At 59.9% G+C, this 25881-nt stretch carries 22 protein-coding genes; 4 read left to right on the forward strand and 18 right to left on the reverse strand.

Going from position 1 to position 25881, the window contains the following annotated elements; genetic code table 11:
- Nucleotides 1-6: 6 nt before the first annotated feature.
- The gene (locus AMC99_RS06000; protein WP_061924120.1) at nt 7-2187 is read right to left on the reverse strand and encodes a ComEC/Rec2 family competence protein; all 2181 of its coding nucleotides are present in this window, start codon (nt 2185-2187) and stop codon (nt 7-9) included.
- 27 nt (nt 2188-2214) lie between these two features.
- On the opposite strand from AMC99_RS06000, the gene gltX reads away from it, so the two are divergent.
- Genes gltX through AMC99_RS06015 form a run of 3 tightly spaced genes read left to right on the forward strand, consistent with a single transcriptional unit; the run spans nt 2215 to nt 5183 of the window.
- A complete protein-coding gene (gltX, locus tag AMC99_RS06005; RefSeq protein ID WP_061924123.1) occupies nt 2215-3648 on the forward strand; it encodes a glutamate--tRNA ligase in 1434 nt (477 codons plus the stop codon).
- A gap of 30 nt (nt 3649-3678) precedes the next feature.
- Nucleotides 3679-4965 (forward strand): citrate synthase, encoded by a 1287-nt coding sequence (locus tag AMC99_RS06010; RefSeq protein ID WP_061924126.1) that lies wholly within the window; start codon nt 3679-3681, stop codon nt 4963-4965.
- An 8-nt stretch (nt 4966-4973) separates the two neighbouring features.
- Nucleotides 4974-5183 carry a hypothetical protein gene (locus AMC99_RS06015; protein WP_061924130.1) on the forward strand — a complete coding sequence of 70 codons (210 nt, stop codon included), beginning with the start codon at nt 4974-4976 and terminating at the stop codon, nt 5181-5183.
- A 6-nt stretch (nt 5184-5189) separates the two neighbouring features.
- Here the strand turns inward: AMC99_RS06015 and AMC99_RS06020 are convergent, their stop codons facing one another.
- From AMC99_RS06020 to AMC99_RS06035, 4 genes are all read right to left on the reverse strand, one after another.
- Entirely contained in the window at nt 5190-6569 is a 1380-nt protein-coding gene (locus tag AMC99_RS06020; RefSeq protein WP_061924135.1) for a sensor histidine kinase, read from the reverse strand.
- A gap of 3 nt (nt 6570-6572) precedes the next feature.
- A complete protein-coding gene (locus tag AMC99_RS06025; RefSeq protein ID WP_061924140.1) occupies nt 6573-7535 on the reverse strand; it encodes a hypothetical protein in 963 nt (320 codons plus the stop codon).
- 23 nt (nt 7536-7558) lie between these two features.
- Nucleotides 7559-8743 carry a hypothetical protein gene (locus AMC99_RS06030; protein ID WP_061924142.1) on the reverse strand — a complete coding sequence of 395 codons (1185 nt, stop codon included), beginning with the start codon at nt 8741-8743 and terminating at the stop codon, nt 7559-7561.
- An 82-nt stretch (nt 8744-8825) separates the two neighbouring features.
- Nucleotides 8826-9134: a hypothetical protein gene (locus tag AMC99_RS06035; RefSeq protein ID WP_061924145.1), complete on the reverse strand. Its 309-nt coding sequence runs from the start codon at nt 9132-9134 to the stop codon at nt 8826-8828.
- A gap of 72 nt (nt 9135-9206) precedes the next feature.
- Between AMC99_RS06035 and AMC99_RS06040 the strand changes: the two genes are divergently transcribed.
- Complete coding sequence (locus AMC99_RS06040) at nt 9207-11831, forward strand: CCDC158 family protein (RefSeq protein WP_061924147.1); 2625 nt, start codon at nt 9207-9209, stop codon at nt 11829-11831.
- A gap of 2 nt (nt 11832-11833) precedes the next feature.
- Here the strand turns inward: AMC99_RS06040 and AMC99_RS06045 are convergent, their stop codons facing one another.
- The 13 genes from AMC99_RS06045 to AMC99_RS06105 form a co-directional block, all read right to left on the reverse strand.
- The gene (locus AMC99_RS06045; protein WP_061924150.1) at nt 11834-12106 is read right to left on the reverse strand and encodes a DUF1467 family protein; all 273 of its coding nucleotides are present in this window, start codon (nt 12104-12106) and stop codon (nt 11834-11836) included.
- On the reverse strand, nt 12103-13764 hold the full coding sequence (locus AMC99_RS06050; protein WP_198143582.1) for a ribonuclease J: 1662 nt from the start codon (nt 13762-13764) through the stop codon (nt 12103-12105). Before AMC99_RS06050 ends, AMC99_RS06045 begins: the two co-directional genes overlap by 4 nt.
- Entirely contained in the window at nt 13761-14534 is a 774-nt protein-coding gene (locus AMC99_RS06055; RefSeq protein ID WP_061924151.1) for a type III pantothenate kinase, read from the reverse strand. The genes AMC99_RS06050 and AMC99_RS06055 overlap by 4 nt, the downstream gene beginning before the upstream one ends.
- Nucleotides 14535-14545: 11 nt before the next feature.
- Nucleotides 14546-15256, reverse strand: coding sequence for a biotin--[acetyl-CoA-carboxylase] ligase (locus tag AMC99_RS06060; RefSeq protein ID WP_061924154.1), 711 nt, complete (start codon nt 15254-15256; stop codon nt 14546-14548).
- Between the two features lie 25 nt (nt 15257-15281).
- A complete protein-coding gene (nuoN, locus tag AMC99_RS06065; RefSeq protein WP_061924157.1) occupies nt 15282-16745 on the reverse strand; it encodes an NADH-quinone oxidoreductase subunit NuoN in 1464 nt (487 codons plus the stop codon).
- A complete protein-coding gene (locus tag AMC99_RS06070) occupies nt 16745-18295 on the reverse strand; it encodes an NADH-quinone oxidoreductase subunit M (RefSeq protein WP_061924160.1) in 1551 nt (516 codons plus the stop codon). Before AMC99_RS06070 ends, nuoN begins: the two co-directional genes overlap by 1 nt.
- Entirely contained in the window at nt 18295-20286 is a 1992-nt protein-coding gene (gene nuoL / locus AMC99_RS06075; RefSeq protein ID WP_061924163.1) for an NADH-quinone oxidoreductase subunit L, read from the reverse strand. The genes AMC99_RS06070 and nuoL overlap by 1 nt, the downstream gene beginning before the upstream one ends.
- Before the next feature lie 7 nt (nt 20287-20293).
- On the reverse strand, nt 20294-20599 hold the full coding sequence (gene nuoK, locus AMC99_RS06080; RefSeq protein ID WP_061924165.1) for an NADH-quinone oxidoreductase subunit NuoK: 306 nt from the start codon (nt 20597-20599) through the stop codon (nt 20294-20296).
- Nucleotides 20596-21219, reverse strand: coding sequence for an NADH-quinone oxidoreductase subunit J (locus AMC99_RS06085; protein ID WP_061924169.1), 624 nt, complete (start codon nt 21217-21219; stop codon nt 20596-20598). The genes nuoK and AMC99_RS06085 overlap by 4 nt, the downstream gene beginning before the upstream one ends.
- 12 nt (nt 21220-21231) lie before the next feature.
- On the reverse strand, nt 21232-21717 hold the full coding sequence (gene nuoI, locus AMC99_RS06090) for an NADH-quinone oxidoreductase subunit NuoI (protein WP_061924172.1): 486 nt from the start codon (nt 21715-21717) through the stop codon (nt 21232-21234).
- The gene (nuoH, locus tag AMC99_RS06095; RefSeq protein WP_061924175.1) at nt 21714-22769 is read right to left on the reverse strand and encodes an NADH-quinone oxidoreductase subunit NuoH; all 1056 of its coding nucleotides are present in this window, start codon (nt 22767-22769) and stop codon (nt 21714-21716) included. Before nuoH ends, nuoI begins: the two co-directional genes overlap by 4 nt.
- Nucleotides 22766-24781, reverse strand: coding sequence for an NADH-quinone oxidoreductase subunit NuoG (gene nuoG, locus AMC99_RS06100; RefSeq protein WP_061924178.1), 2016 nt, complete (start codon nt 24779-24781; stop codon nt 22766-22768). Before nuoG ends, nuoH begins: the two co-directional genes overlap by 4 nt.
- A 262-nt stretch (nt 24782-25043) precedes the next feature.
- Complete coding sequence (locus tag AMC99_RS06105; protein WP_157058266.1) at nt 25044-25787, reverse strand: hypothetical protein; 744 nt, start codon at nt 25785-25787, stop codon at nt 25044-25046.
- Nucleotides 25788-25881: the final 94 nt, after the last annotated feature.

A 25881-nucleotide genomic window follows, 5' to 3' on the forward strand; every position in this document is an offset into this window, starting at 1 on the left:
GAGCCGCTACTTCTCGGCGGCTTGCCACCAACCATGCTGCCCCTGCGCTGATGCCACTGTGGTGATCTCTCGCCCCTCAACGTCGATCGATAACCCGCCATTTTCCCTCAGATAGGCAGCGTCCGCTTTCAGCCAGAGCGGCCTGCAAGACGCCGGTAGCCAGCGATCTGCCACGACAATGTCGGAACGTTCGCAAGCGGCAGCGAGTGACCGCTCCTCTACCCTGACCCTGTTTCGCGCCATCAGCAACGACCACTTCCGTCCGTCGCGTTCGATATCAAGGACACAGAATTCGGGAGAACAATCGGCGCTTGGCCAAGTTTCGACCGGGACGGGCTCACTGCGGGTTCCCGCCAGTTCGATCATGTTGTCCCTTGCGTAATCCGATCTCGTATCGCGAAGGCTCAGCAATCTATTGTCCGGCATTGTGATGGCGACGTGTCGACCATCGCTTGATATGAGCAGGTCAGGGACAGGCGTGCGCGCCAGCATGATGCATCCGATGGCAATCGGAACAGCAGAGAGCAGCCGGAACCTGCCACTCCACAAGGCAAGCCAAAGCCCGCCTGCGATGAAGAAACCGAACGTCGCGTATGTCATTTGCGGCATCAGTTTAACCGCGCCCGGCTGTGCTGCTGTAGTGTGAGCGATCTTCAGGAGAAGGTCGAGGCTCTGCTCCACGATCCACCACGCGGGAGCGCCAAGCCCAACCACGTCCAATGCCAGTGCGAACGCGATCAATGGCATGGAAACAAAGGTTACGAGCGGGATAGCGATCACGTTGGCAAGCGCGCCGTAAACGCCCGCCCTGTGAAAATGGAACAGGACAATCGGCATCAGCGCGATCTCGATAACGAAGCCGGTTACTAACAGCATGAGTGTTCGCCGACCGAACCTTGCAAGCCAATTTTCATCCCTCGGCGAGAGAAACTCCCGCACGGGCCGCGAACCATGCAGTGCGATTATTGTTATGACGGCGGCGAAGCTCATCTGGAAACTCGGCCCGGCGATCGCCTCCGGCCACAACAGCAAAACCGTGAAGGCAGCTACCGCGACCAGTCTCAGCGACAGCGGCTCACGACCCAGCACCAGCGCTCCCAATACTAGCAAGGCGGCGACGCAGCTCCTGACAGTCGGCACTTCGGCTCCGGTCAGCAGGGTGTATCCAATCCCGGCGCCTGCTGCGACTGCGGCCGCAACGATCGGAAGCCGGGCGCGCAGGGCGATTGCCGGAAAGAGCGCGAGGAGCCTGATGGCGAGAAAATATGCACCGGCAATCAACGCGCTCACGTGAAGGCCGCTGATCGACAATAGGTGCGTCAGCCCGGCGTCGCGCATAGCCTCATCGTCGGCAGGGGAGATCGCCCCCCTATCTCCGCTGGCGAATGCTGCAGCAATAGCTCCCGCGGAACCGTCCAGTTGGCTCCGAACATGGCTGGCAAGCCGCCGTTGGACATTGGCGAGACCGGATTGCGCTGGGTCGCCGTCGATGACTTCCACTTGCCCGATCGCGCTACCCGTGGCGGCCAAACCGTCGAACCACGCCCGCCTTGCAAAATTATAGCCGCCGGGAAACATGGGTGGCGCTGGTGGCATCAGGCGAGCACGAAGCTTGATGATCGAACCCTCACTCACCGAAGGGTATAAATCATCCTCGTCGACATTGACGCGAACCTTCAACGCCGCGCCGCGATCCGCCTCCCTGATTGCCAGCGTCAACCGCGCGCGCTTTTGCGCTGGCTGATTTTCCCGGTCGATCACATAACCCGACAAGGTCGTGACCATCGGCCTGTCGACAGGTGTCGCACCAACCATCTCGGAGCGCGTCCAGATTGTCGCGACACCGAGTGCGAACATCACCGACAAGGCGATGACAGCCATTCGCAGATGCGATCTCGATCCGTCGTCGCGCCACACCGCCGCGGCGGACACGGCCACCAGAACGCAAATGATGATAGATAAGGCCCATTGAAGCGGACCGGGCATCAGGAACCAGCTCGCGATGCCAGCGGAGAAAGCGACGACCAGCCATGGCGCACGATCGAACCCGGAACGGTCCAAATTCCGCTCCAGCAAGGACACGGCACTGGACAATTGAGCTGCACTAAGCCAATTGCGCTGCACTGCAGCATCCAAGCTGCCCTGACCGTCCCCCGTGGGCACCATCGGCGTGTGACGTGTCCCCATGTGTTTATTGAAAGGATTGAGGCACTTATGGCAAGCGAAAGCGGAGAAAAGACCGGCACGGTCATCACTCGCTTTGCCCCTTCCCCCACAGGCTTCCTCCATATCGGCGGAGCCCGGACTGCCTTGTTCAACTGGCTCTTTTCCCGCCATCACGGTGGCAAGGCCCTGCTCCGCATCGAGGACACCGATCGCAAGCGCTCCACGCAAGAAGCGATCGATGCCATTCTCGACGGTCTGCAGTGGCTCGGGCTGGAATATGACGAAGAGCCGGTGTTCCAGTCCGAACGCGGTTCACGCCATGTCGAGGTCGCTGAAAAGCTGCTGGAAGCGGGCTATGCCTACAAGTGCTTCGCCACTCCAGAAGAACTCGAGGAAATGCGCGCTGCCCAGCGAGCAGCGAAGGAGCCGATGCGTTACGACGGCCGGTGGCGACACCGGGATGCGAGTGAAGCGCCGCTCGGCGCTCCGTTCGTAGTCCGTCTGAAAACGCCGGAAGAAGGCGAAACCACCATCGAGGACCAGGTCCAGGGTAAGGTGACGGTCCGTAATGCCGAACTGGATGATTACATCATCCTGCGCGCAGATGGCACACCTACCTATATGCTGGCAGCAGTCGTGGATGACAGGGACATGGGCGTGACCCACGTGATCCGCGGGGACGACCATCTCAACAACGCATTCCGTCAGCTTCCGATCTATCACGCGATGGACAAGATCGAGGGCGACTGGGCGCAGCCCGTCTACGCGCACATCCCGCTGATCCACGGTGCCGACGGCGCCAAATTGTCGAAACGACATGGTGCCCTCGGCGTGGACTCTTATCGCGACGATATGGGCATCCTTTCAGAGGCCCTGTTCAATTACTTGCTGCGCCTTGGCTGGGGTCACGGCGACCGCGAGGAAATATCGCGCGAGGAGGCGATTGCCCTCTTCGACATCGATGGCGTCGGCAAGAGCCCCTCGCGCTTCGACCTCAAGAAACTCGAGAACCTCAACGGGCACTACATTCGCGAGGCAGACGACCACCGCCTGGCCCAACTGGTCGCCCCGCGAATTGGTCCGGAAGCCGATGTCGCGCTGCTGGCGCAGGCGATGCCAGTCCTCAAGACACGTGCGAAGAACCTCGACGAACTCGCTGAAGGTGCGGAGTTTTTGTTCAAGAAGCGTCCGCTCGAAATGACGGAAAAGGCCGCCGGCTTGCTGGACGATGACGCGAGGCAGCGCCTCTCCGTGATCGGAGAGCGGCTACGCGGTGAAAATGACTGGACAATCGAGGCACTCGAAGCCACTACCAAATCAATCGCCGAGGAGCTCGAACTGGGTCTCGGCAAGCTCGCGCAACCAATGCGCGCAGCCCTTACCGGAACGACGACGTCGCCCGGTATTTTCGATGTTCTGGTCCTTCTGGGACGGGAAGAAGCACTTGCGCGGATCGAAGCGCAGGCTGCAACAGCAGGCTGAGCGCGGGAAAACGTTTAAAGGAGAAGCATTTTGTCGGACAAACAGGCAAAACTCGAACTGGGTGGTCAGACTTACGAATTTCCTGTGCTGGAAGGCAGCACCGGGCCCGACGTGGTCGATATTCGCAAGCTGTACGGCCAGACCGGCGCCTTCACCTTCGATCCCGGATACAAGTCGACTGCCAGCTGCGAAAGCGCACTGACCTATATCGATGGTGACGAAGGTATCCTTCTCCATCGCGGTTATCCGATCGGTCAGCTGGCAGAAGAGTCCAGCTTCATGGAAGTCGCATACCTCCTGCTGAACGGCGAGCTGCCGCAACAGGAAACGCTGGACGACTTCACCTACACCATCACCCGCCACACCATGCTGCATGACCAGCTGCGCCAGTTCTACCAGGGCTTCCGCCGCGACGCGCACCCAATGGCCATCATGTGCGGTGTCGTCGGTGCGCTGTCGGCCTTCTATCACGACAGCACCGATATTGCCGATCCCGAGCAGCGCAAGATCGCGAGCCACCGCCTGATCGCGAAGATGCCGACGATTGCTGCAATGGCCTACAAGTATTCGGTCGGCCAGCCCTTCATGCAGCCCGACAATTCGCTCAGCTACACCGGCAATTTCCTGCGCATGACCTTCGGCGTTCCTGCCGAAGATTACGAAGTAATCCCGGCCGTTGAGAAGGCCATGGACCGCATCTTCATCCTGCACGCAGACCACGAACAGAACGCGTCGACCTCGACCGTTCGACTTGCCGGTTCTTCGGGTGCCAACCCGTTTGCCTGTATCGCAGCGGGCATCGCCTGTCTGTGGGGCCCTGCCCATGGCGGCGCCAACGAAGCTGCGCTGAACATGCTGCGCGAGATCGGCACGCCGGATCGCATTCCGCACTATATCGAGCGCGCCAAGGACAAGAACGATCCGTTCCGTCTCATGGGCTTCGGTCACCGCGTCTACAAGAATTACGATCCGCGCGCGACGGTCATGCAGAAGACCGTTCGTGAAGTCTTTGACGCGCTCAAGGTCAGCGACCCTGTCTTCGAAACCGCGCTGCGCCTTGAAGAAATGGCTCTCAACGACGATTACTTCAAGGAAAAGAAGCTCTTCCCCAACGTTGACTTCTACTCCGGCGTGATCCTCTCGGCCATCGGCTTCCCGACGACCATGTTCACCGCGCTCTTCGCCCTTGCCCGTACCGTTGGCTGGGTCGCGCAGTGGAACGAGATGATTTCCGATCCAGGCCAGGTCATCGGTCGTCCGCGCCAGCTCTACACCGGTCCGACGCAGCGCGATTACGTGCCGGTCGGCCAGCGTTAAGCGCAGCAATGGCTTTCTTGCGTTATCTCTTCCTGATCGCGGGCTTCGTGCTCGCGATCTTCGGAAGCTTCTTCGCACTGCAAGGTGCCGGCATCATTATGTGGCCGGCAGAAAGCTTCATGTTGGCGAACGGCGACTGGGTCACCTATGGCATCGCCATAGCCATCGTCGGTATTTTGCTGATTTTGCTATCGCGGCAGATCGCACGCCGCGGCTAAAACCGGTCAGGCTCGGGGCAGGAAAAGGGTGAAAGTCGCCCCTGCCCCTTCCTCGCTCTCGACTTGAAGCTCACCGCCCATGGCGTTTGCCAGGCGTTGGGATATGTACAGGCCCAGGCCTGATCCACCGTCGCCATCGCGCCCGAGTCTTTCGAACTTTTCGAACACACGCGCGCGTTGTTCTTCGGAAATTCCCGGCCCTTCGTCGGAGACACTGATCGTGACGCGTTGGGCGCCGATTTGTCCGACCGTAACCTCGACACGGCTGCCGGCAGGCGAATAGTTGATCGCGTTGCCGACAAGGTTGAGCAGGATCTGGAGGATACGGCGGAATTCGCCAATGGCCTCGATGTCCATACTACCTTGCGGCAGCACCAGATTGATGTCCTTGTCACGCGCTCTCACGCCCAGGATGCCGCCTGCCCGGCGCGCGGCATCGGCAAGGTCGATACGATCCTTTGCAGCGGTAAAGTCCGGCGCTTCAACCACTTCAAGATCGGCCAGATCATCGAGCAGGCCTGCCAGGTGCTGCCCTGCGGCAGAGATATCGGCGGCGTAATCGCTGTATTCGGGGCGCAACGGACCTGCGAGACGTGCCCTGATTGTCTCTGCATTCGCAATTATGCGCGACACTGGCTGCCTCAACGCCGGCGCGAGCGCTTCTCCGATAAGGCTGCCGTCCCCGTTATCCTCAGCACCAGCGTCGTTATCTGCTTCGTCCATGAGCGGATGATCGGCAATCAGAAGCAGTTCGAACCCATGGGGTTCCTGCGTGCTGCCACCGATCGGCATCAGGCGAGCGGTCCATCCGCGCTCCGAACCTTCGACAGTGCATCGCGATCCGTCGAGGAGGCGCCAGTGCAGTGGCTGACGGTGGGCAATGCCTTCCAAATGCACGTAGTCGTGCCAGCACTTGCCGGGTTCGCCGCGCATTGCACCTGCAAGCTGTAACAAGTCTGCGCCCTGCGTATCGATAGTCAGGACCCTTTGGCTTGCATCGAGCCGGGCGGTAAACTCGGCGCTGGCGCGGTCGATCGCGTCCTGCCGTGCGGCCATTTCCCGAGCGTCTTCCACCGGGCGGCTTTCCCTGTGCCAATTCTCAACCAGCAATTCGCAAACTGCTCCGTCGTCAGTCTCAAGCGGATTGATCCTGACGAAGCCGCTCACCTTGTCGACGCCGTCGAAAGCGCTGAATTCCCGCGCCAAACGTAACCCCATCTGCCGACCCTGCCGCACCAAGTCGAGAAGTTCAGGGATCGCCAGAGTTCCGGGTATCGATCCGCCGCAACGCTCCTGCAATTCTGCAAGCGGAGGATCCGCGCTCAACAGGCGATCTTCGCCATCGGTGATGCCCCGAGCGGCCAGCAAGTTTTCCGAACCGGCCATGGCTTATCCGTCCACTCCGCTGCGCGATTCCTCGAGGAGCACCTGCGCCCTGTCAGCGGAGATATTCGCCACCTCTTGCGGCAGCTCAGCCCCGGGGTGCAGCAGGGCGACCTGTTCGATCACCCTTTCGGGGGAGAGGTCGGTCGACCTGAGTGCCAGCGCCAGCCTCGTTCCCTGCGTATCGTGGCACGAAAGCGCTGCCAGTTCTCGCGGCTGTTTGGAGAGAGCTGCAAGGCTCGTAACGAAAAGCGCCACACCCGCGTGATCGACTGCCAGCGCTGCCCGCGCAGCACCACCCAAAGCCCCTACAAGGCGGGTCAGGAGCGCGGTTCGCCCCAAACTTTCATCGTAATTTGCGCGAAGAAGCGCCTCACCCTTGGCCCGCGTGGCTGCGGCAGAGCTGCCCGCAATCTCGTTCCAGCTCGCCATCAGGCTGTGAAAAATATCGGCCGGCAGATCGTTCAGCGACAGCCCCATACGCCTGCGCGCCTGCACAAACCGCGCTTGCGCGCTCATCGCTGCCATCGCGAGTTCCGCCAGCTTGGCATCTTTCGAGGCAATCAATTCCTGCATCAGGGGCGAGAGTACCTGATCGAGGCCGAGCCGGAGTTCGAGTTCCTCGCTCAGCTGCGCTTCCACCGCCACGGCGAAACAATGGCTCAGCAATCGCGTGTTGGCAGCCAGTTTGACCATCAGGCTGTCGTGCGACTGATCGTCGCCCCCGCTGAATGGGAAAGGGGCGGTCGCTTCTTCCTGTATGCGCAGAAGCTGTCCTGCAATGTCCGAGAGCATCCCGCGCATCCGGGCCAGGAGATCGTCCGAAATCAACGACTGGCCAGAACTTGCCAGCAGGTAGCTGAGCACCGGGGCAACCCCTGCCAGGGCGCGATCACTCTGGTCGAGGTCGCCGCGAAGCAGCGTCTCGACATCTGTCGCCAAGGGTATTTGAGCCGCTGGTTCGGTCATGCCTAGATCTTACCCCGATAGGGTTAATCCCCTGTTATCCGCGACGGGCGAAGAACGAAAAGCGCTGCCGACAAAAACAGTAGGGCAACAAGGGCAAGCATTTCGTCGAGACGACCGATGGATGCAGCCGGTGCGAGCATAAGGGCAAGAAGCACTCGGTCGGATGCGAGACCCGAGAGCATCTTTCCCGCATCCCGCTGTGCCAGTCGGGCAAGGCCAATCGTGATCAAGGGCAGGAATATTTGGCTAGCGAGCATCGGAAGCGATGCTGGTAAAACAAGAATCGCGATCAGAACAATGTCCACCAAGGACTTGGTTATAATATTCTTTTTAACAGACTTGGCGGCCCCTCGCATCCGGCTGTCCATATCACTCAGCGCACTGCCAACCTGCCATGCAAGAAAAGCGATTGCGGCAAGGATCAGGCCGACCCAAGTGTAGTCGACAACCGAACAGGCGATCCCTGCGCCCACAGTAACAACTGCAAGGGCCTTGGCGATTATCGGTCCTTTCTTGAGCGCTCGCGGCGCCAACCAGCGCGCAAATCGGCTCGAGATCGCAGAAGCCGGTGCGGTCCACGAACTGCGCGTCACTGCCTGATCGAGGAGTGCGACCTCCCTTTTAGCTATCGAAGTCTCGTCCGATGCCAGGATGAGTTCGCCTGAGGCCATCCGTTGACGATCGAGCAAGACGACCTGCGTCCCGGATTGCAGCGCCAACCGCAGAAGTAGCGAAACGGCATCTGCGTCTGCCGGCATATCGGCAAGGCGCTCCACGATGTTGCCACGAGCCACAATAAGCCCTGCCCACGCCCTGTCAGCATCGATCCGCTCGAAACCGGCCGATACACCTTCATCGCCAGGAAGCGCCGCAATGCCGCGACAATTGCCGGCAATTTCGCCTGCAAGGGCCACATCCATTACCAGGCCATCTTCGATCACGACGATCTCGTTATCGGCGGACATGAGCCCGACGAGTTGCAGTGGGCCGCGTACCATCCGGAACTGAAGGCCCCTGCCCTCGACCTCTTTCTGCAATTCGATAAGTTCAGGTCGAGGTCCGGTCGCGAGGCAGATAATCCTTTCGCAACCGAGGCTTACGGCAAGATCCACCTGCCAGGCGATAACCGAACGACTGCCGATGGTCAGGAACGCCCTGAGCGTGCCCTGGTCGGTGAGTTCAACGGCAGATAGAAGTGCGACGCGCAAGTGATTGTCTCTCCAGAAGGAGCGACAATCTAGGCTTCAGGCGGGGCTACTGCCAAGCGCCGAAAAACCGATTTTCGCGAGCTTATGCCTGCTTAGGCGAAAAAACCTGGAGCACCTGCTCGATCTTGCGGACGACGGTGGGTTCTCCGGGCGCCGAAGTCAGCGCCTCTTCTGCAAGATCGTAGAGCTCACTCGCATGGAAACTGGCAGCCAGCCCTTTGAGCCGCATCGCAGCGACGTTCCAATTGCCATCGCAACGCGACCGTTTCAGCAGGTCGACCTGCTTGCGCGCGCTTTCCACGAACGCGAGGCGCAGTTCGGCCATCAGCGCGCTGTCTTCGCCTGCTGCTGCCGCCAAAGTGGCGTCCAATGCTCCGCTTTCGTATGCCATAGGACACGGGAATACGACGGATAGGGTTAAAGCAGGGTTTAACCTGCTCTGAAACGTGATAGATTCCATAATATGACCGGGGGATCGCATATCCGGGCCGTTGGCCCCGAAGCCGCGCAAGAAGCGCAGGATCACGCTGTCGAGCAGACAAGCGACGACACGCTTGCGCTCGAGGAAGAGTGGCAGGACGAGTGGGAAGAGCTCGAGGAAGAGCGTGCTGCACGCTCGTTCGCATGGATCGTCCCGGCCGCCGCGATATTCTCTGTCATCGCCTGGACCGCCTTTTTCGTTTGGACGTTCCGCGACGCGATCCTGTCTGGCGGAACTCCGGAGCAGTGGATCGGCTGGGTGATCAACTGGTCGGTTCCTGTCCTTCTGATCGTGTCGCTCTGGCTCTTGGCCATGCGCAACAGTCGCCGCGAATCCGTGCGCTTTGCCGATGCGGCAGCTGCCCTTGCACGCGAATCGCGCGAGCTCGAAAGCCGCCTCATCATCGTGAACCGCGAATTGAGCCTCGCACGCGAATTCCTCGGATCGCAATCGCGGGACCTTGAATCGCTTGGAAGGATCGCAGCGGAGCGCCTTTCGACGCATGCCGACCAGTTGCAGGGACTCATCCACAACAACAGCGCGCAGATCGATTCCATTTCTTCGGTGAGCACGACTGCGCTGGAAAACATGCAGAAACTGCGGGACGATCTGCCGGTTATCGCGAATTCGGCAAAGGATGTGTCGAGCCAGGTCGGAAACGCCGGAAGAACCGCCCGGGAACAGCTGGACAAGCTGATCGCCGGGTTCGGCCGGTTGAACGAGTTCGGCACAGCGAGCGGCAATCAGGTCGACGCACTAAGCGCGAAGGTGGCATCGACCATCGACGCCTTCGAACAGCAAGTGGATCGACTCGATGTGCTGGCCACCGAACGGTTCGAGGCGCTCGCGGCAAAGAGCGAGGAATTCAGGGTCGATCTCGACGGACGTGAAGTGGATGCTCTTGCCGCCATGCGCCACAGGGCGGACGAACTTCGGAATGGCCTCGTCGCCCTGCAAAGCGAGTTCACAGACGAGGAAGAACGCAGCCTCGATGCGCTGAAATCGCGAATCGAACTCGTACGCGAAGAAGGCAGCGCCATCGGCGCCTCCATTCGCGAAGCCGAGGAGCTGGCATTCAAGAACCTTCGCAACGCCAAGGATCGACTTCACGATGAAGTCGCGGCCGTCATATCTGATCTCGACCAGCTTGATGCCAAGGCGCTTGAAGCCGCGCAGGCGCGGGTCAAGGCATTGCACGAGGAAGCAGGCCGTTTCGACGATCTGCTCGCCGTTCGCGACGCGAAATTCAACGAGGAAATCGCCAACAGGCAGGACCAGTTCGAAACGCGTGAAACGCAGGCGAGCGAAGCCCTTGCTCAGCGACTTTCCGATCTCGACGACGCAATAGAAGAGCGTACGGAAGCCCAGCTTGCGCGGGCGGAACGGATGGTCGCGCACGGGCAGGAACTGGCTGCGAAGGTGAGCGAGATCAATTCGCTGTTTGAGCGGGTTTCCGAACATGCCAGCGGCGCATCGCAACAGCTGGACACCGGCCTGAGCGGTCTCGAAGACAAGCTTTCGAACAATCGCAGCAATTTGGAAGCGACAAACGCTGCCTTGGCTGAGGTGACGGAATCGAGCATTCGCTTGCTTGAAATCCTGCAGTCGGGTGCCCGCCAAAGCCGTGAGGATTTGCCGAAGGCAATCGAGACAGCGTCCGCCAAGCTCGAGAGGGTGGAAGAGCGTGCTGCGCTCCTGCGCGACACGATGAACGAGGCGAGCAATCGCGGCGACGCCTTGTCGAACTACCTGATTACTACGCAGGACAATATCGAACACACCGGCAAGAACATCGACGCGTTGCACATGCGCCTTAGGGCCCATTCGGACGATAATCTGGTGCGCTTGCAGTCCCTTCAGGCCCTTGTCAGTGACCTTGAAGGTAGCAGCGAGCGTCTGGCTAACCATGCCAGCGACAGTTTGCAGAATGCCATCAGCGAATTGCTGAAGGCTTCGAAGGAAGCATTCGCTACGCTCGAAAAAAGCGCCGAAGATGTCGTGAACAAGGCCGCAGATGGTGTCGCCGGTCTGGCGAGCAGTGCTGTGCAACGCTCGCTCCAGACGCACAGCCTCGATGCAATCGAGCAAATCGAACAGGTCGCGATCAAGGCCTCGCAGGCAGGCCGCGAGACGACGATCCAGCTGCGTGATCAATTGTCCAAGGTGAACGAACTCGCCGGCAATCTGGAACAGCGCGTCACGAGGGCGCGGGAAATCGCACAGGAACAGGTCGACAATGATTTTGCGCGTCGCATGGCGCTCATCACCGACAGCCTCAATTCAAGCGCTATCGACATAAGCAAGGCCTTGGCAGAGGACGTTGCCGATACCTCCTGGGCTGCTTACCTTCGCGGCGACCGCGGTATCTTCACCCGCCGCGCGGTTCGCCTGATCGACAATTCCGAAGCTCGCGAAATCGTCGAGCTATACGAAACCGACGACGATTTCCGCGAGCACGTCAGCCGGTACATTCACGATTTCGAAGCGATGCTCCGCTCGTTGCTTTCAACGCGCGATGGCAATTCACTGGGCGTGACCGTACTGAGTTCGGATATGGGCAAGCTCTATGTCGCGCTCGCTCAGGCTATCGAGCGCCTGAGGAACTGAGCCTAGCCGCGGAGAGCGGAGAGGAAATCCACGTCCTCGACCCCGATCCAGCCATAGATGAAATTGAGCACGTAAAGCGCGGTCAGCACGGCTGCGAGCACGAATGCACGCAGCACTAGCCTGCCCGGACGGAAATTGGCAGGCGCGCTATCGGCCTGCCCCGGCACCTTCTCTACGCCCAGTTCATCATGCGTTTTTACGCCGAACGGCAAGAGGACGAAGGCCGACATGACCCAGAACAGGGCGTAGATGGCGAGAATGGACGTCCATTTCATCGATTGCTGCTCCCGGGTAGAATGATCACCTTGACCTGCGGCTTCTTGCCCGACCACCGCTGCGCAGCCCTGCGCGCAGCAAGCCGTGCCGCTTCGTGCACGTCATCGATGCTCCTGCCGCCGCGCCCTTTCAGCTTGCGGAGCGCATCGACGATGTCGCTCTGAGCTTCGGCGAGGAATTCTGGCAGGTCTTCGTCGAGCGGAAGACCTATCGCTTCGATGGTCGGCTGCAGGCTTTGGTCGAGCACGACCATCAACAGCCCGTCACGCGCCAGACGACGCCGCATGGTGATGGCATCGCCATCTGCAGGAGCGATGATATCCCCATCCAGGACGAGCCGCCCGGCGCGCACATCGGCCAACTTCCCAGCCTTGCCCGGAGCAAGGCGAACGATATCGCCATTCTGCTGGACAACAGCTTGGGGGATTCCGGTCGAGCGGCCGAATTTGGCCTGCTCCCGCATATGACGCATTTCGCCGTGGACCGGCACGAGGATTTCAGGTCGCAGCCAACCGTAAAGCGCTTCCAGATCGGGGCGTCCCGGGTGGCCGGACACGTGGATTTCGCTTTGCCGGTCGGTCACCATCGTGATGCCGCGAGACGCGAGCTGGTTCTGGACCCGGCCAATCGACAGTTCGTTTCCAGGGATCTGGCGCGACGAAAACAGGACGACATCGCCGCTAACGAGCTCGATGGGATGATTTCCTTCAGCAATCCGGGCGAGTGCCGCGCGCGGCTCACCCTGGCCGCCCGTTGCCAGAATCAGGACTTCGCCCCGCGGCAGCGACATGGCGGTGTCGAAATCGATCAGATCGGGCAGGTCCGTGAGATAACCATTATCCTGCGCCACCTCGATAATGCGGTCGAGCGAGCGCCCGGCAACACACAATTGGCGGCCGGTTTCCTTGGCTACATCTCCCAGAGTTTGCAGCCTTGCGACGTTGGAGGCGAAAGTCGTGACCAGAACCCGCTTGCCCGGGTGCCTTGCGACTTCTTCCATCAGGCCGCGATAGACCGCGCCCTCGGACCCGCTCGATGCCGTGTTGAAGACATTGGTGCTGTCGCAGACGAGCGCGAGAACCCCCTCGTCACCGATCTCGGTCAGCTCTTCTGCGGTTGTCGGTTCACCGATGATCGGCTCTTCGTCGAGTTTCCAGTCGCCCGTATGGAAGATGCGGCCATAGGGCGTCTCGATCAGCAGGGCGTTGCCCTCTGCAATCGAGTGCGCCAGCGGAATATAAGTGATGCCGAACGAGCCGAGCTCGAAAGAGCCGTGGTCGTCGGGAATTACGTTCAATTCGATCTCGCCAGCGATACCCGCTTCTTCCAGCTTCCGCAGGACGAGGTCGGCTGTAAACGGTGTGGCGTATAGCGGAACGCCGAGCTCGGCGGCGAAATAGGGCACTGCGCCGATGTGATCTTCGTGCGCATGCGTCAGGACGATGCCCAATAGATCATCAGCGCGCTCTTCGATGAATTCGAGGTCGGCAAACACCAGGTCGACACCCGGATACTCGTTGCCGGAAAATGTCATGCCGAGATCGACCATCAGCCATTTGCCGTCGCAACCATAGAGGTTGACGTTCATGCCGATCTCGCCCGAGCCACCGAGCGCGAGGAAAAGCAGTTCGTTTTCGGGAGTGCAGTCTTTCTTCAAGCCGAACGCTCCGCGAGCAATGCGAGCCCATTGAGCGTCAGGTCGGCATCGACCGCATCGAACAGATCTGTATGCTCATCGAACAGGATCGCGAGACCGCCGGTCGCCACAACCTTTGCCGGCCTGCCGATTTCCTTTTTCATACGCGTGATCAGACCTTCGATCAGGGCGACGTAGCCCCAGAAAACGCCGATCAGCATCTGATCCTCGGTGTTGCGGCCGATCACGCTGCTGGTCGCAGGCTTTTCGATAGCGATGCGGGGAAGCTTCGCCGTATTTCCGACCAGCGCATCGAGCGAGAGGTTGATGCCGGGGGCGATGATGCCGCCTTTGTAGCTACCGTTAAAGTCGACCACGTCGAAAGTGGTGGCAGTACCGAAATCAACAACGATCAGATCGCCTTCGTATTTCGCGTGGGCGGCCAATGAGTTCAGCGCCCGGTCTGCACCGAGCGAACTGGGTTGTTCGATGTCGAGATCGAAACCCCATTGCGCATCGCCCTGCCCCGCGACCAGCGGCGTTACGCCAAGGTACTTCTCGGACAGCACGGTGAGGTTGTGGATCGCGCGCGGCACCACGGATCCGATGATGACCTGATCGATGTCGTCCTTTGAAAATCCCTGGAATTCGGCAAGCTGGAGCAACCAGACCGCATATTCGTCCCCCGTGCGCCGGGGATCGGTCGCAATACGCCATCTCGCCTTGATCTCTCCGCCATCGAATACGGCGAATACGACATTGGTATTTCCCACGTCCGCGACAAGCAGCATGGCGATCTCCCTTAGGCGAGCGTTACGTCGCCCGCGTGGATGGCACGTATGGAGCCATCATCCAAGCGCAGCTCCAAATTTCCAAGCGCGTCGAGGCCGGAGTAGTCTCCCTCGACGAGCCTTCCGTCTGGCTCATGCACCTTCAACCGTGTGCCCTTCGGCGTTCCGGCAGCCGACCAACGGCGAATGACCGTCTCGAGCCCGAAAGTCCGCCAGCGTTCAATTTCGGTAGCAAAAGAAAGCGCAAGCGCTTTGCCGAAATCGGATGGAGCCGGCGCAGGCGTTACTTGGCCGAGAGCGATCGTATCACGACCTTCGACCGAAGGCGCCACGGCCAGATTGACACCTATGCCCACGACCACGGTCGTATCCTGCCTCTCCAGCAGCATCCCGCACAGTTTTGCATGTTGCAGCAGGACATCGTTCGGCCACTTGAGTACGAGGGCGGAAGGATCCGGCAACAAGGGAACTAATGCCTCGTAAACCGCCAGGCCCGCTACGAGCGCGAGCGTGTAAGCCGGCGGATCATTCGGCCCGAGGGCTACGACCGTGGACCCCATGAAATTGCCATGACCGTCGAACCACTCGCGGCCCTGGCGACCCCTTCCCGCATTCTGCCGTTCGGCAACAAGCCAGTCGCCTTCGGCCACCCTCTCCCCGCTAGCGAGGCGGATGAGCAGATCGGCGTTGGTCGATCCCGTTTCCGCGACTGTTTCGATCAATGCGGCAATCCCGGACGGTGTCCGATCAAAGTGCGAGGAAAAGCGCCGAAGCGGCCTTGTCCGCCAGATCGGTCAGCGACGGTGTCAGCAGATATCCCACAGGCGAGATGATGGCAGCGCAAATCAGCAGGACGATCCAGTGGCTGCGCTCGCTCTTGCCAGTCACGACATCGGCAGGCTCATCGAAGAACATGACCTTGACGAATTTGATATAATAGAACGCACCGATCACGCTCGCCGCGATGCCGATGGCACCGAGCCATACGAGACCGGCCTCGACCGTCGCTTGGAACACGACGAATTTGCCGTAGAAACCAAGCATCGGCGGGATGCCAGCGAGGCTGAACATCAGCAGCAGCAAGCTCCAGGCAAGGAGCGGACGAGTGGTCGATAGCCCGCTGATGTCGGCGAAGCGTTCATACAGATTGCCCTCTTCATCACGGAGCATGAGCAAGGCAACGAAACTGCCGAGCGACATTACGACATAGACGAACAGGTAAATGAGCATCGAACGGGCGCCAGCATTGGTCGCGACGGCCAGGCCGAGCAGGATGAAGCCGACGTTGTTGATCGAGCTGTAGGCGAGCAGGCGCTTGAGGTTTTCCTGTCCGATCGCGCCGAGCGCACCGACGACGATCGATGCCAGAGCCGCAAAGATGACGATCTGGCGCCATGCATCCGCCTGACCACCGAAGACTTCGAGCGCGACACGGGCGGTCAGCGCAATCCCTGCGACCTTGGGCGCGGTTGCGAAGAACGCAGTAACGGGCGTAGGCGCACCTTCGTACACATCCGGCGTCCACATGTGGAACGGCACTGCCGACACCTTGAATGCGAGACCCGCGAGGACGAAAATCAGGCCGAACAGTGCCCCGGTCGAAAGCTCACCCGACAAGGCGACTTGTACCTGTGCGAAGCTGGTGGATCCCGTGAACCCGTAAAGCAGGCTCATACCGTAAAGAAGAATGCCCGAAGCGAGGCCGCCGAGCACGAAGTACTTCAGGCCCGCCTCCGCCGATTTGCCATCGCTGCGCAGGATTGCCGCGAGGACGTAGGCAGCAAGGCTGTTCAGTTCCAGGCCGACATACAGCGTCAGGAAATTGCTCGCCGACACCATGATGCTCATGCCGAGCGCCGCAAACAGGATCAGCACCGGATATTCGGCGCGCATGGCCTTGAAGCGTTCGAAATAAGGCGGCGCGACGACCAGACATCCGATCGAAGCGAGGTAAATCATCGCCTTTGCGAATGCAGCAAATGCATCCGCGCGGAACAGGTCGCCAAAGGCAAAAGTCTCGGCCCCGACCAAACCGTCATGCAGTGTCGGAACCAGCTGGAAACCGGCGGCGAACAGCGCCGTCACTGCAAGGATTGCGATGAGGCGTGCAGCCTTGTCGCCGCCCCATGCGGCAATCAGCAGCAGGACCAGGCCAGCGATGCTGAGCGTGATTTCAGGCGCAATGAGCGCGAGGGAGGTTGCGTAATCCATCAGTGGGCCCCCTCGCCCGCATTTTCATGGTGTTGGATCTCGTTGGCAAAATGGCCGGTTGGCTCGCCTACCACGAGAGCCGGATCGGCTGCGATGGCAACCCGGGCAAGCCTTGCATCAAGTGCGGCGATATCCGCACGCATCGGCGCAAGGAAACTTTCCGGATAGACACCCATCCACAGGACCGCCGCAGCCAATGGCGCCAGCATTGTCCATTCGCGGACATTGAGATCGGGCATCGCGGCCGCATCGGCGTTCTTCTGCTCACCGAATGCGACGCGGCGATAGAGGTAAAGCATGTATGCAGCGCCAAGGATGATCCCGGTCGTGCACACCAGCGCGACAAGGGTCGATACCTTGTAGATGCCTGCCAGCGACAGAAATTCGCCGATGAAGTTGCTGGTACCCGGCAAGCCGACGCTCGCCATGGTGAACAGCAGGAAGAAGGTGGCGTAGCGGGGCATGTTGATCGACAGGCCGCCGTAACGACTGATCTCGCGCGTATGCAGGCGGTCGTAGATCACGCCCACGCACAGGAACAATGCGCCCGATACGAGCCCGTGCCCGAGCATCACCATCATCGCACCCTCAAGGCCTTGCACGTTAAAGGCGAACAGGCCGACCGTCACGATCGCCATATGGGCGACCGATGAATAGGCGATCAGCTTCTTCATGTCGTGCTGGACGAGCGCGATGAGCGAAGTGACGACCACCGCAATCATCGAGAGGATGAAGACGAACCAGGCAAACTGCGCCGAAGCATCGGGGAACATCGGCAGGCTGAAACGGATGAAGCCATAGCCACCCATTTTCAGCAGGACGCCTGCAAGGATGACCGAACCGGCAGTTGGCGCCTGAACGTGAGCATCGGGAAGCCATGTATGCACGGGCCACATCGGCATCTTGACCGCAAAACTAGCGAAGAACGCTAGCCACAGCCAAGTCTGGGCCCCAACAGGGAAATCATACTGCATTAGCGTTGGGATGTCGGTCGTGCCCGCTTCCGCAACCATCCAGAACATCGCGATCAGCATCAGCACCGAGCCGAGCAGCGTGTAGAGGAAGAACTTGTAGCTGGCGTAAATGCGGTTATCGCCGCCCCAGACACCGATGATCAGGTACATCGGGATCAGACCTGCTTCGAAGAAGATGTAGAACAGGAACAGGTCCTGCGCCGCAAATACGCCGATCATGAGCATTTCCATGATCAGGAATGCCGCCATGTATTCGCCGACGCGCTTCTTGATGCCTTCCCAGCTCGCAAGGATGCAAATGGGCATCAGGAAAACCGACAGGACGATCAGCATCAGCGCGATACCGTCAATGCCGAGGGCATAGCTGAAACCGGCAAACAGATCGGCGCGTTCGGTGAACTGCCATTGCGCCCCGCCAATGTCGTAGTTCAGCCACAGCAGGATGCCGAGGCCCAGATTGACCAGCGTTGCGATCAGCGCAGTCATGCGAGCAGCGGTCGCTTCGAGGAAGAAGCAAGCGATACCCGCTGCCAGCGGAACGAGCAGCATCAGCGAGAGGATCGGAAACCCGTCCATCAGAAAAGAACCCACGTGATCGCGGCGACCAAGCCCAGGAGCATGATCAACGCATAGCTATAGAGGTAACCGGACTGCACTTTCTTCGCGACAAGTGCGCCGCGTTGCACGACCCAGGCTGCGCCGTTCGGGCCGAAGCGGTCGATCAGGCCGACGTCGCCGCGCTGCCAGAACTGGCGGCCAAGCCAGAAGGCCGGCTTCACGAACAGGACGTTGTACAGCTCGTCGAAGTACCACTTGTTGTACACGAAGCGGTGCACAATGCTGAACTGCTCTACGAATTTGCCCGGGATCGAGGTGTTGCGGATGTAGGCGAACCAGGCCGTGACAAGTCCGAGGACCATCACGATGAAGGCTGCGTATTTCACCGAGTACGGAACTGCATGCATCGCGTGGACCAGCGGCTCGTTGTAGAACAGCGAACCGTTCCAGAATTCCGCGCTATCGAGGAAATACGGAGCGAAAACCTGTCCGGCAGCAATGGCGCCAACCGACAGCACACCCAAAGGAATGAGCATCGTCAGCGGGCTTTCGTGCGGGTGATAGCCACCCGTCTTGTCCTCGCCAGCTTGTTCCGGGGTCTTATGAACGCTGTGCTGGATGTGCTCGCTTTCGATCCAGCGCGGCTTGCCCCAGAAGGTCAGGAACATCAGTCGCCAGCTGTAGAAGCTCGTCAGCAGTGCTGCGAAAACACCCATCCAGAAAGCGAAGGTCGCAACGGTCGTGCCGCGTGCAAACGCGACTTCTATGATCGCATCCTTCGACCAGAAGCCTGCGAAACCAAGATGCAGGTTATAGATACCGACACCGGTAATCGCGAGCGTTCCGAACATCATCGCCCAGAAGGTCAGCGGGATTTCCTTACGCAAGCCGCCGTAATAGCGCATGTCCTGTTCGTGGTGCATCGCATGAATGACCGAACCTGCGCCGAGGAACAGAAGAGCCTTGAAGAAGGCGTGCGTGAAGAGGTGGAACATGGCGGCGTTATATGCACCGACACCTGCTGCGAAGAACATGTAGCCAAGCTGCGAGCAGGTCGAATAAGCGATGACGCGCTTGATGTCCCACTGCGTCGTCCCGATCGTAGCTGCGAAGATACAAGTTGCAGCCCCGATGAAGACCACGAAACCCAGCGCAATCGGCGCGGTTTCGAACATCGGTGACAGGCGGCAGACCATGAACACGCCAGCAGTCACCATGGTTGCGGCGTGGATCAGTGCCGAAACGGGCGTCGGGCCTTCCATTGCGTCGGGAAGCCAGGTGTGAAGCCCGAGCTGTGCCGACTTGCCCATCGCGCCGATGAACAGCAGGATGCAGAGCAGGTCCATGGTGTGGACGCGGTAACCCAGGAAACCGATCGACGAGCCGCTCATGCCGGGCGCGGCAGCAAGGATTTCAGGGATCGAAGTCGTCTGGAACACCAGGTAAGTACCAAAGATGCCCATCATGAAGCCAAGGTCTCCGACGCGATTGACCACGAAAGCCTTGATCGCAGCGGCATTGGCGCTTGGCTTGCGGAACCAGAACCCGATCAGCAGATAGGATGCGAGCCCGACGCCTTCCCATCCGAAGAACATCTGGACGAGGTTGTCGGCAGTCACCAGCATCAGCATGGCGAAGGTGAAGAGCGACAGATAGGCGAAGAAGCGCGGCTGGTCCGGATCTTCCTCCATATAGCCCCAGCTATACAGGTGGACGAGCGCCGAAACGGTGGTGATCACCACCAGCATGACGGCCGTCAGCGTGTCGACGCGCAAGGCCCAATCGAAGGTAAGCGTGCCGGACTGGACCCAGGTCAGCACATTCACGACGGTCGCTTCGTTGGCGCCGGTCAGAAATCCGATGAAGATCGGCCAGCTGAGCAGGCAGCTAATGAACAGCGCACCGGTCGTGATCGACTTGGTGAAGACAGCCGGAGCCGCCTTGTTCGTCAAACCGCCGACAATGGCCGCAAGTAGCGGCAGGAAAACGATGAGAAGGATAGATTGCACGGGTAGCTTATCCCTTCATCCGATTGGCATCTTCGACCGCGATCGTTCCGCGGTTACGGAAGTAGATCACGAGGATCGCGAGCCCGATTGCGGCCTCTGCCGCCGCAACGGTCAGCACCAGCATGGCGAAGACTTGGCCGGTCAAATCACCCAGAAAGGCGCTGAAAGCGACCAGATTGATGTTCACGCTGAGCAGGATCAGTTCGATCGCCATCAGGATGACGATGATGTTCTTGCGGTTGAGGAAGATGCCCAGAACGCCGAGCACGAACAGCACCGCGCTAACCAGGACATAATGTTCGATGCCGATCACAGCTCGACCCCCTTGCCCACTTCGGGGCTCTTCATGACCGTTGCCTCTTCCGGACGACGGCTGACCTGCTTGGCGATGTTCTGGCTGCCACGTGCACCGTCGGGACGACGGCGATGGGTCAGGACGATCGCACCGATCATCGCGACCAGAAGGATGATACCGGCGATTTCGAACAGCAGCACGTACTTGCCGTAAAGCATGGCGCCGATGCCTTCGAGATTGCTCGCACCGATCGGCGTCGCTGCCGAACCATCCGGCGTACCAAGAGCGATCGTGCCAGCGCGATATGCGCCCACACCGAACACGAGTTCAGCCAGCAGGATGATCGCAACCAGCAGGCCGAGCGGGAAATTCTTGATGAAGCCAGCGCGCATTTCCGCAAAATCGATGTCGAGCATCATGACGACGAACAGGAACAGCACCGCGACGGCACCGACATAGACGATCACCAGCAGCATCGCGATGAATTCAGCGCCGACCAGGACCATAAGGCCGGCCGCGTTGAAAAATGCGAGGATCAGCCAGAGCACCGAGTGCACCGGATTGCGTGACATGATGACCAGGATCGCGCTGGCAATCATGAGGATCGAAAACATGTAGAAGGCAAGCGTCTGGATCATTTCGCGGGCCCCCTATCGATACGGCGCATCGGCTTCAAGGTTCGCGGCAATCGCACGCTCCCACTTGTCCCCGTTGGCCAGCAGTTTCGCCTTGTCATAGAGCAGTTCTTCGCGCGTTTCGGTCGCGTATTCGAAGTTCGGCCCTTCGACGATCGCATCCACCGGGCAGGCTTCCTGGCAGAAACCGCAATAGATGCACTTGGTCATGTCGATGTCGTAACGCGTGGTGCGGCGGCTGCCGTCCTCGCGCGGTTCGCTCTCGATCGTGATCGCCTGCGCCGGGCAGATCGCCTCGCACAGCTTGCAGGCAATGCAGCGTTCTTCGCCATTGGGATAACGGCGCAGCGCATGCTCACCGCGAAAACGCGGGCTAAGCGGGTTCTTCTCGAACGGGTAGTTGATCGTCACCTTGGGTTTGAAGAAATACTTCAGCGTGAGGGCATGCGCCTTCACGAACTCCCACAGGGTGAAGCTCTTTATGAGCTGGCCGACGGTCATGCGGTCGCTCCAAAATGTCCGGTGGCCATCAGGTAACCACTGATTACGCAAACGAAGAGGAGGCTGATCGGAAGGAACACCTTCCAGCCAAGCCGCATCAGCTGGTCGTAACGGTAACGCGGAACGGTCGCCATGACCCAGCTGAACATGAAGAAGAAGAAAAACGCCTTGACCAGCAGCCATACGATGCCGGGCACGTAATACAGCGGCGCCCAGTCGATCGGCGGCAGCCAGCCACCGAAGAACAGCAGCGCGTTCAGCATGCACATCAGCAGGATGTTGGCATACTCGCCCAGCCAGAACAGGGCGAAGCTCATCGAGCTGTACTCGGTCTGGTAGCCGGCGACGAGTTCGCTCTCTGCCTCGGTAAGGTCGAACGGAACGCGAGCCGTTTCCGCGAGCGAGCTGATGAAGAACATCACCCACATCGGGAAGAGCAGGATATTGAAGAAATATCCGTTCACGATGCCGAAGCCGTGTCCACGCTGCGCTTCTACGATTTCGCTCAGGTTGAAGGTGCCGGCCCACAGGACAACGCAGATGAGGATGAAGCCGATGGAAACTTCATAGCTGATCATCTGCGCGGCGGCGCGCATGGCGGAGAAGAAGGGGTATTTCGAGTTGGACGCCCAACCCGCCATCACCACGCCGTAAACCGACAGCGAGCTGATCGCGAGGATGTAGAGCAAACCGACATTGATGTCGGCCAGCACGACACCGGCGTCGAAGGGGACGACCGCCCATGCAGCGAGCGCAACCGTGAAGGTCACGATCGGCGCGAGGATGAAAATTCCCTTGTTCGCTGCGCTCGGGATGATGGTTTCTTGCAGGAAAACCTTCAGACCATCAGCAAAAGACTGGAGCAAGCCGAACGGGCCGACCACATTGGGGCCGCGACGCAGGTTGATAGCCGCCCACACCTTGCGATCGACATAGATGATCATCGCGACGGCGAGCATCAGCGGCAGCGCAATGAGCAGGATGCCGCTGATCGTGGCGGTGAACCACGCCCATTCGTAATTCATGCCGAGGGACTGGAAGAACTCGGTCATTCTGCAGCCTCCTTCAGCTCATCACCGTGGAGCAATTCTGCCGAACACTGCTGCATCACTTCGCTCGCGCGTGCGATGGGATTGGTCAGATAGAAGTCCTTGATCGGATAGGCATCGATCGTGCCTTCCGCCTTGGCTTTCGCATCGGCCTTGGGCAGCGCGCCGTAGTCGGCAAGGCCCTCTTCACCAAGAGCAGGGACAGCCTTGATCATGGCCGCCTGGAGTTCGACAAAGCTGTCGAAACCGACTTCGACCTTCAGCGCATCGGCCAGCGCCCGCAGGATCGTCCAGTCCTCACGCGCATCGCCCGGTGCGAATACGGCCTTCTCGGCAAACTGCACACGGCCTTCGGTGTTGACGTAAGTCCCGTCCTTTTCGGCATAGGACGCGGCGGGCAGGATAATGTCCGCCTGATGCGCGCCCTTGTCGCCGTGGTGGCCGATATAGACCTTGAGGCTATCCGCGTAGGGTTCGAAATCCATCTCGTCCGCGCCGAGCGCCAGCAGAACCTTCGGAGCGGCCTTGGCAATGTCGGCCATGCCGTTCTTCTGCGCAAAGCCGAGCATGAGCGAACCCATGCGAGCTGCCGAGAAATGGAGGGCGTTGAAGCCGTTCCAGCCATCCTTGACGAGGCCGAGCGTGTCGACGAGGCCGAGGCATGCCGCCAGCGCACCCTTGCCCAGTGCCGCGCCGCCCAGGATCAGCGCAGGGCGATCCGCGCCCTTGAAGGCATCGACCAGTTCACCCGGAAGGTTCGCCAGGACCGAGAGATCGCTACCGAGGAAGGTCGCAGGATAGGTCGGATCCCATTCCGGACCGACGACATAGACTTTGGCACCGCGCTTCACCGCCTTGCGCAGGCGGACGTTCAGCAGCGGGGCTTCCCAGCGGATGTGGCTGCCGACGATCAGGATCGCATCGGCAGTTTCGATACCCGGCAAGGTCGAATTGAAGTTCACCGCAGCAAGGTTCGAAACATCATATGTGATGCCGGTCTGCCGCGCTTCGACCAGCGAAGAGCCGCATGCCTTGAGCAAGGTCTTGGCTGCGAACATCGTCTCGCAATCGACCATGTCGCCGGCGACAGCTGCGATGGAGGACTTGTCGGACTTAAGCGCCTTGGCAATTTCCCTGAACGCCTCGTCCCAGGTCGCAGCCTGCAGGCCGCCACGCTTGCGCATGAAGACCTTGTCGAGGCGGCGCCTCGACAGGCCATCGACCTGGTAACGTGCCTTGTCGCTGATCCATTCCTCGTTCACGTCGTCATTGATGCGCGGAACCGCGCGCATGACTTCCCGGCCCTTGGAATGAAGCTGGATATTGGCGCCGATCGCGTCGGACACGTCGATCGACATCGTCCGCTTGAGCTCCCACGGGCGCGCTTCGAAAGCGTAAGGACGCGAGGTGAGTGCGCCGACGGGGCACAGGTCGATCACATTGGCCGACAACTCGTGCTCTGCAGCCTGTTCGAGATAGGTCGTGATCTGCATGTCTTCGCCGCGGTAAAGCGCGCCGATTTCGTCCACACCGGCGATTTCTTCCGAAAACCGCACGCAGCGGGTGCAATGGATGCAGCGGGTCATGATCGTCTTGATCAGCGGGCCCATGTACTTCTCGGTCACTGCACGCTTGTTCTCGTGGTAGCGCGAACCGCCACGGCCGTAAGCAACGGCCTGGTCCTGGAGATCGCACTCGCCGCCCTGGTCACAGATCGGGCAATCGAGCGGGTGATTGATCAGGAGGAATTCCATCACGCCTTCGCGAGCGGTCTTGACCATTTCGCTGTCGGTGCGGATTTCCTGACCTTCGGTCGCCGGAAGGGCGCAGCTTGCCTGCGGCTTCGGCGGGCCAGGCTTCACCTCGACGAGGCACATGCGACAGTTACCGGCAATCGAGAGCCGTTCGTGGTAACAGAAGCGCGGAATTTCCTTACCCGCAAGCTCGCATGCCTGCAGAACGGTCGCGCCGTCCGGGACCTCGATTTCCTGTCCGTCAACTGTGACTTTGGGCATTAGCGAACCTTTGAATCGCTCTTGCCGCAACCCGGTCCGGCCAATTCTCGTGAATCGGTCGGAAGAGGGACTCTGGCGGCTTTAATAAACACGCCGCCCCTCTTGCCGATGAAGCCATCAATTACAAGGGCGTTCCTGCCTCAATCGGCATCAGAATCCACTGTATCTCGGAAACATCGCCGATCCGGCGGACGCGAATGCATCAGCCAGACGGAGCGGGACCAGTGCCAACCGCCATCCGTGCGCTGCAAAACACCGGTTTTCAGCCCCCGTGGGCGGCATTCCAGTCGTGAAGGCCAAATGCGATCGCGGCCCGCTGAAGCACATTGGGGACGCTCGCAGGACGTGCACTCAAACCGCACTCTGGCGTCGATTTGTACAGCTTGTCGAGCGCTTGTTCTTCGGCCGGGCTACCCACCTCGGCCTTGAGTACGTCGACGGAGAGGCCTGGGGAATAGACCGCGACGCAGCGACCGATATGATCGACGGTCGCCGAACCATTCTTCGGCGTGTAGAACGCTTCTGCCTCATCGGAATTGAGCGACATGGCGCGGGGCTCGTATGTGCCTTCGTGGCCAAGCACCTGAAGCTCGGCGATCGAGGCGCCGACCAGCATCTGCAATGCCGCCGGATTCGGTTTGATGCATTTGTCGGCACTCTTGCGCAGGCGTTTCGACAACAATTTGTACTTGGGATCTTCGCTAAGCGGGCCGCCTACATAGGGTGAAAGCGGGCCTTCTTCGATCGATGCAAGGCAACCGGCGACGGATTTCGAGTCCCGATAAGCAATGGCAATATCGGGCGAACTGAAGTCGATCTTGCGGCGATCGAATTCCCTCTCGAAATAATTACCATTGGGATAGCGATCCACCCGGCTTGGCGACGGAATTGGTTGGGGCTGAGTTTGGGGCGGATTCTGGTTGCCGCCTTGCGCCTGCGCAAACGCTGGCGCGGCGACGCCTACGCAAAGAACGATGGCTGCAGAGGCTTTCAAAACGTTTTTCATAGATGTTCCCCAAAACTCGGGCGCAAACGAGTCGCCACGCGAAACGCCGAAAATCTACCTTTGGGGTCGAAAGTCAAGCCAACAGAGCCGTTCA

This window comes from Altererythrobacter epoxidivorans (genome assembly GCF_001281485.1).
Lineage (GTDB): Bacteria > Pseudomonadota > Alphaproteobacteria > Sphingomonadales > Sphingomonadaceae > Erythrobacter > Erythrobacter epoxidivorans.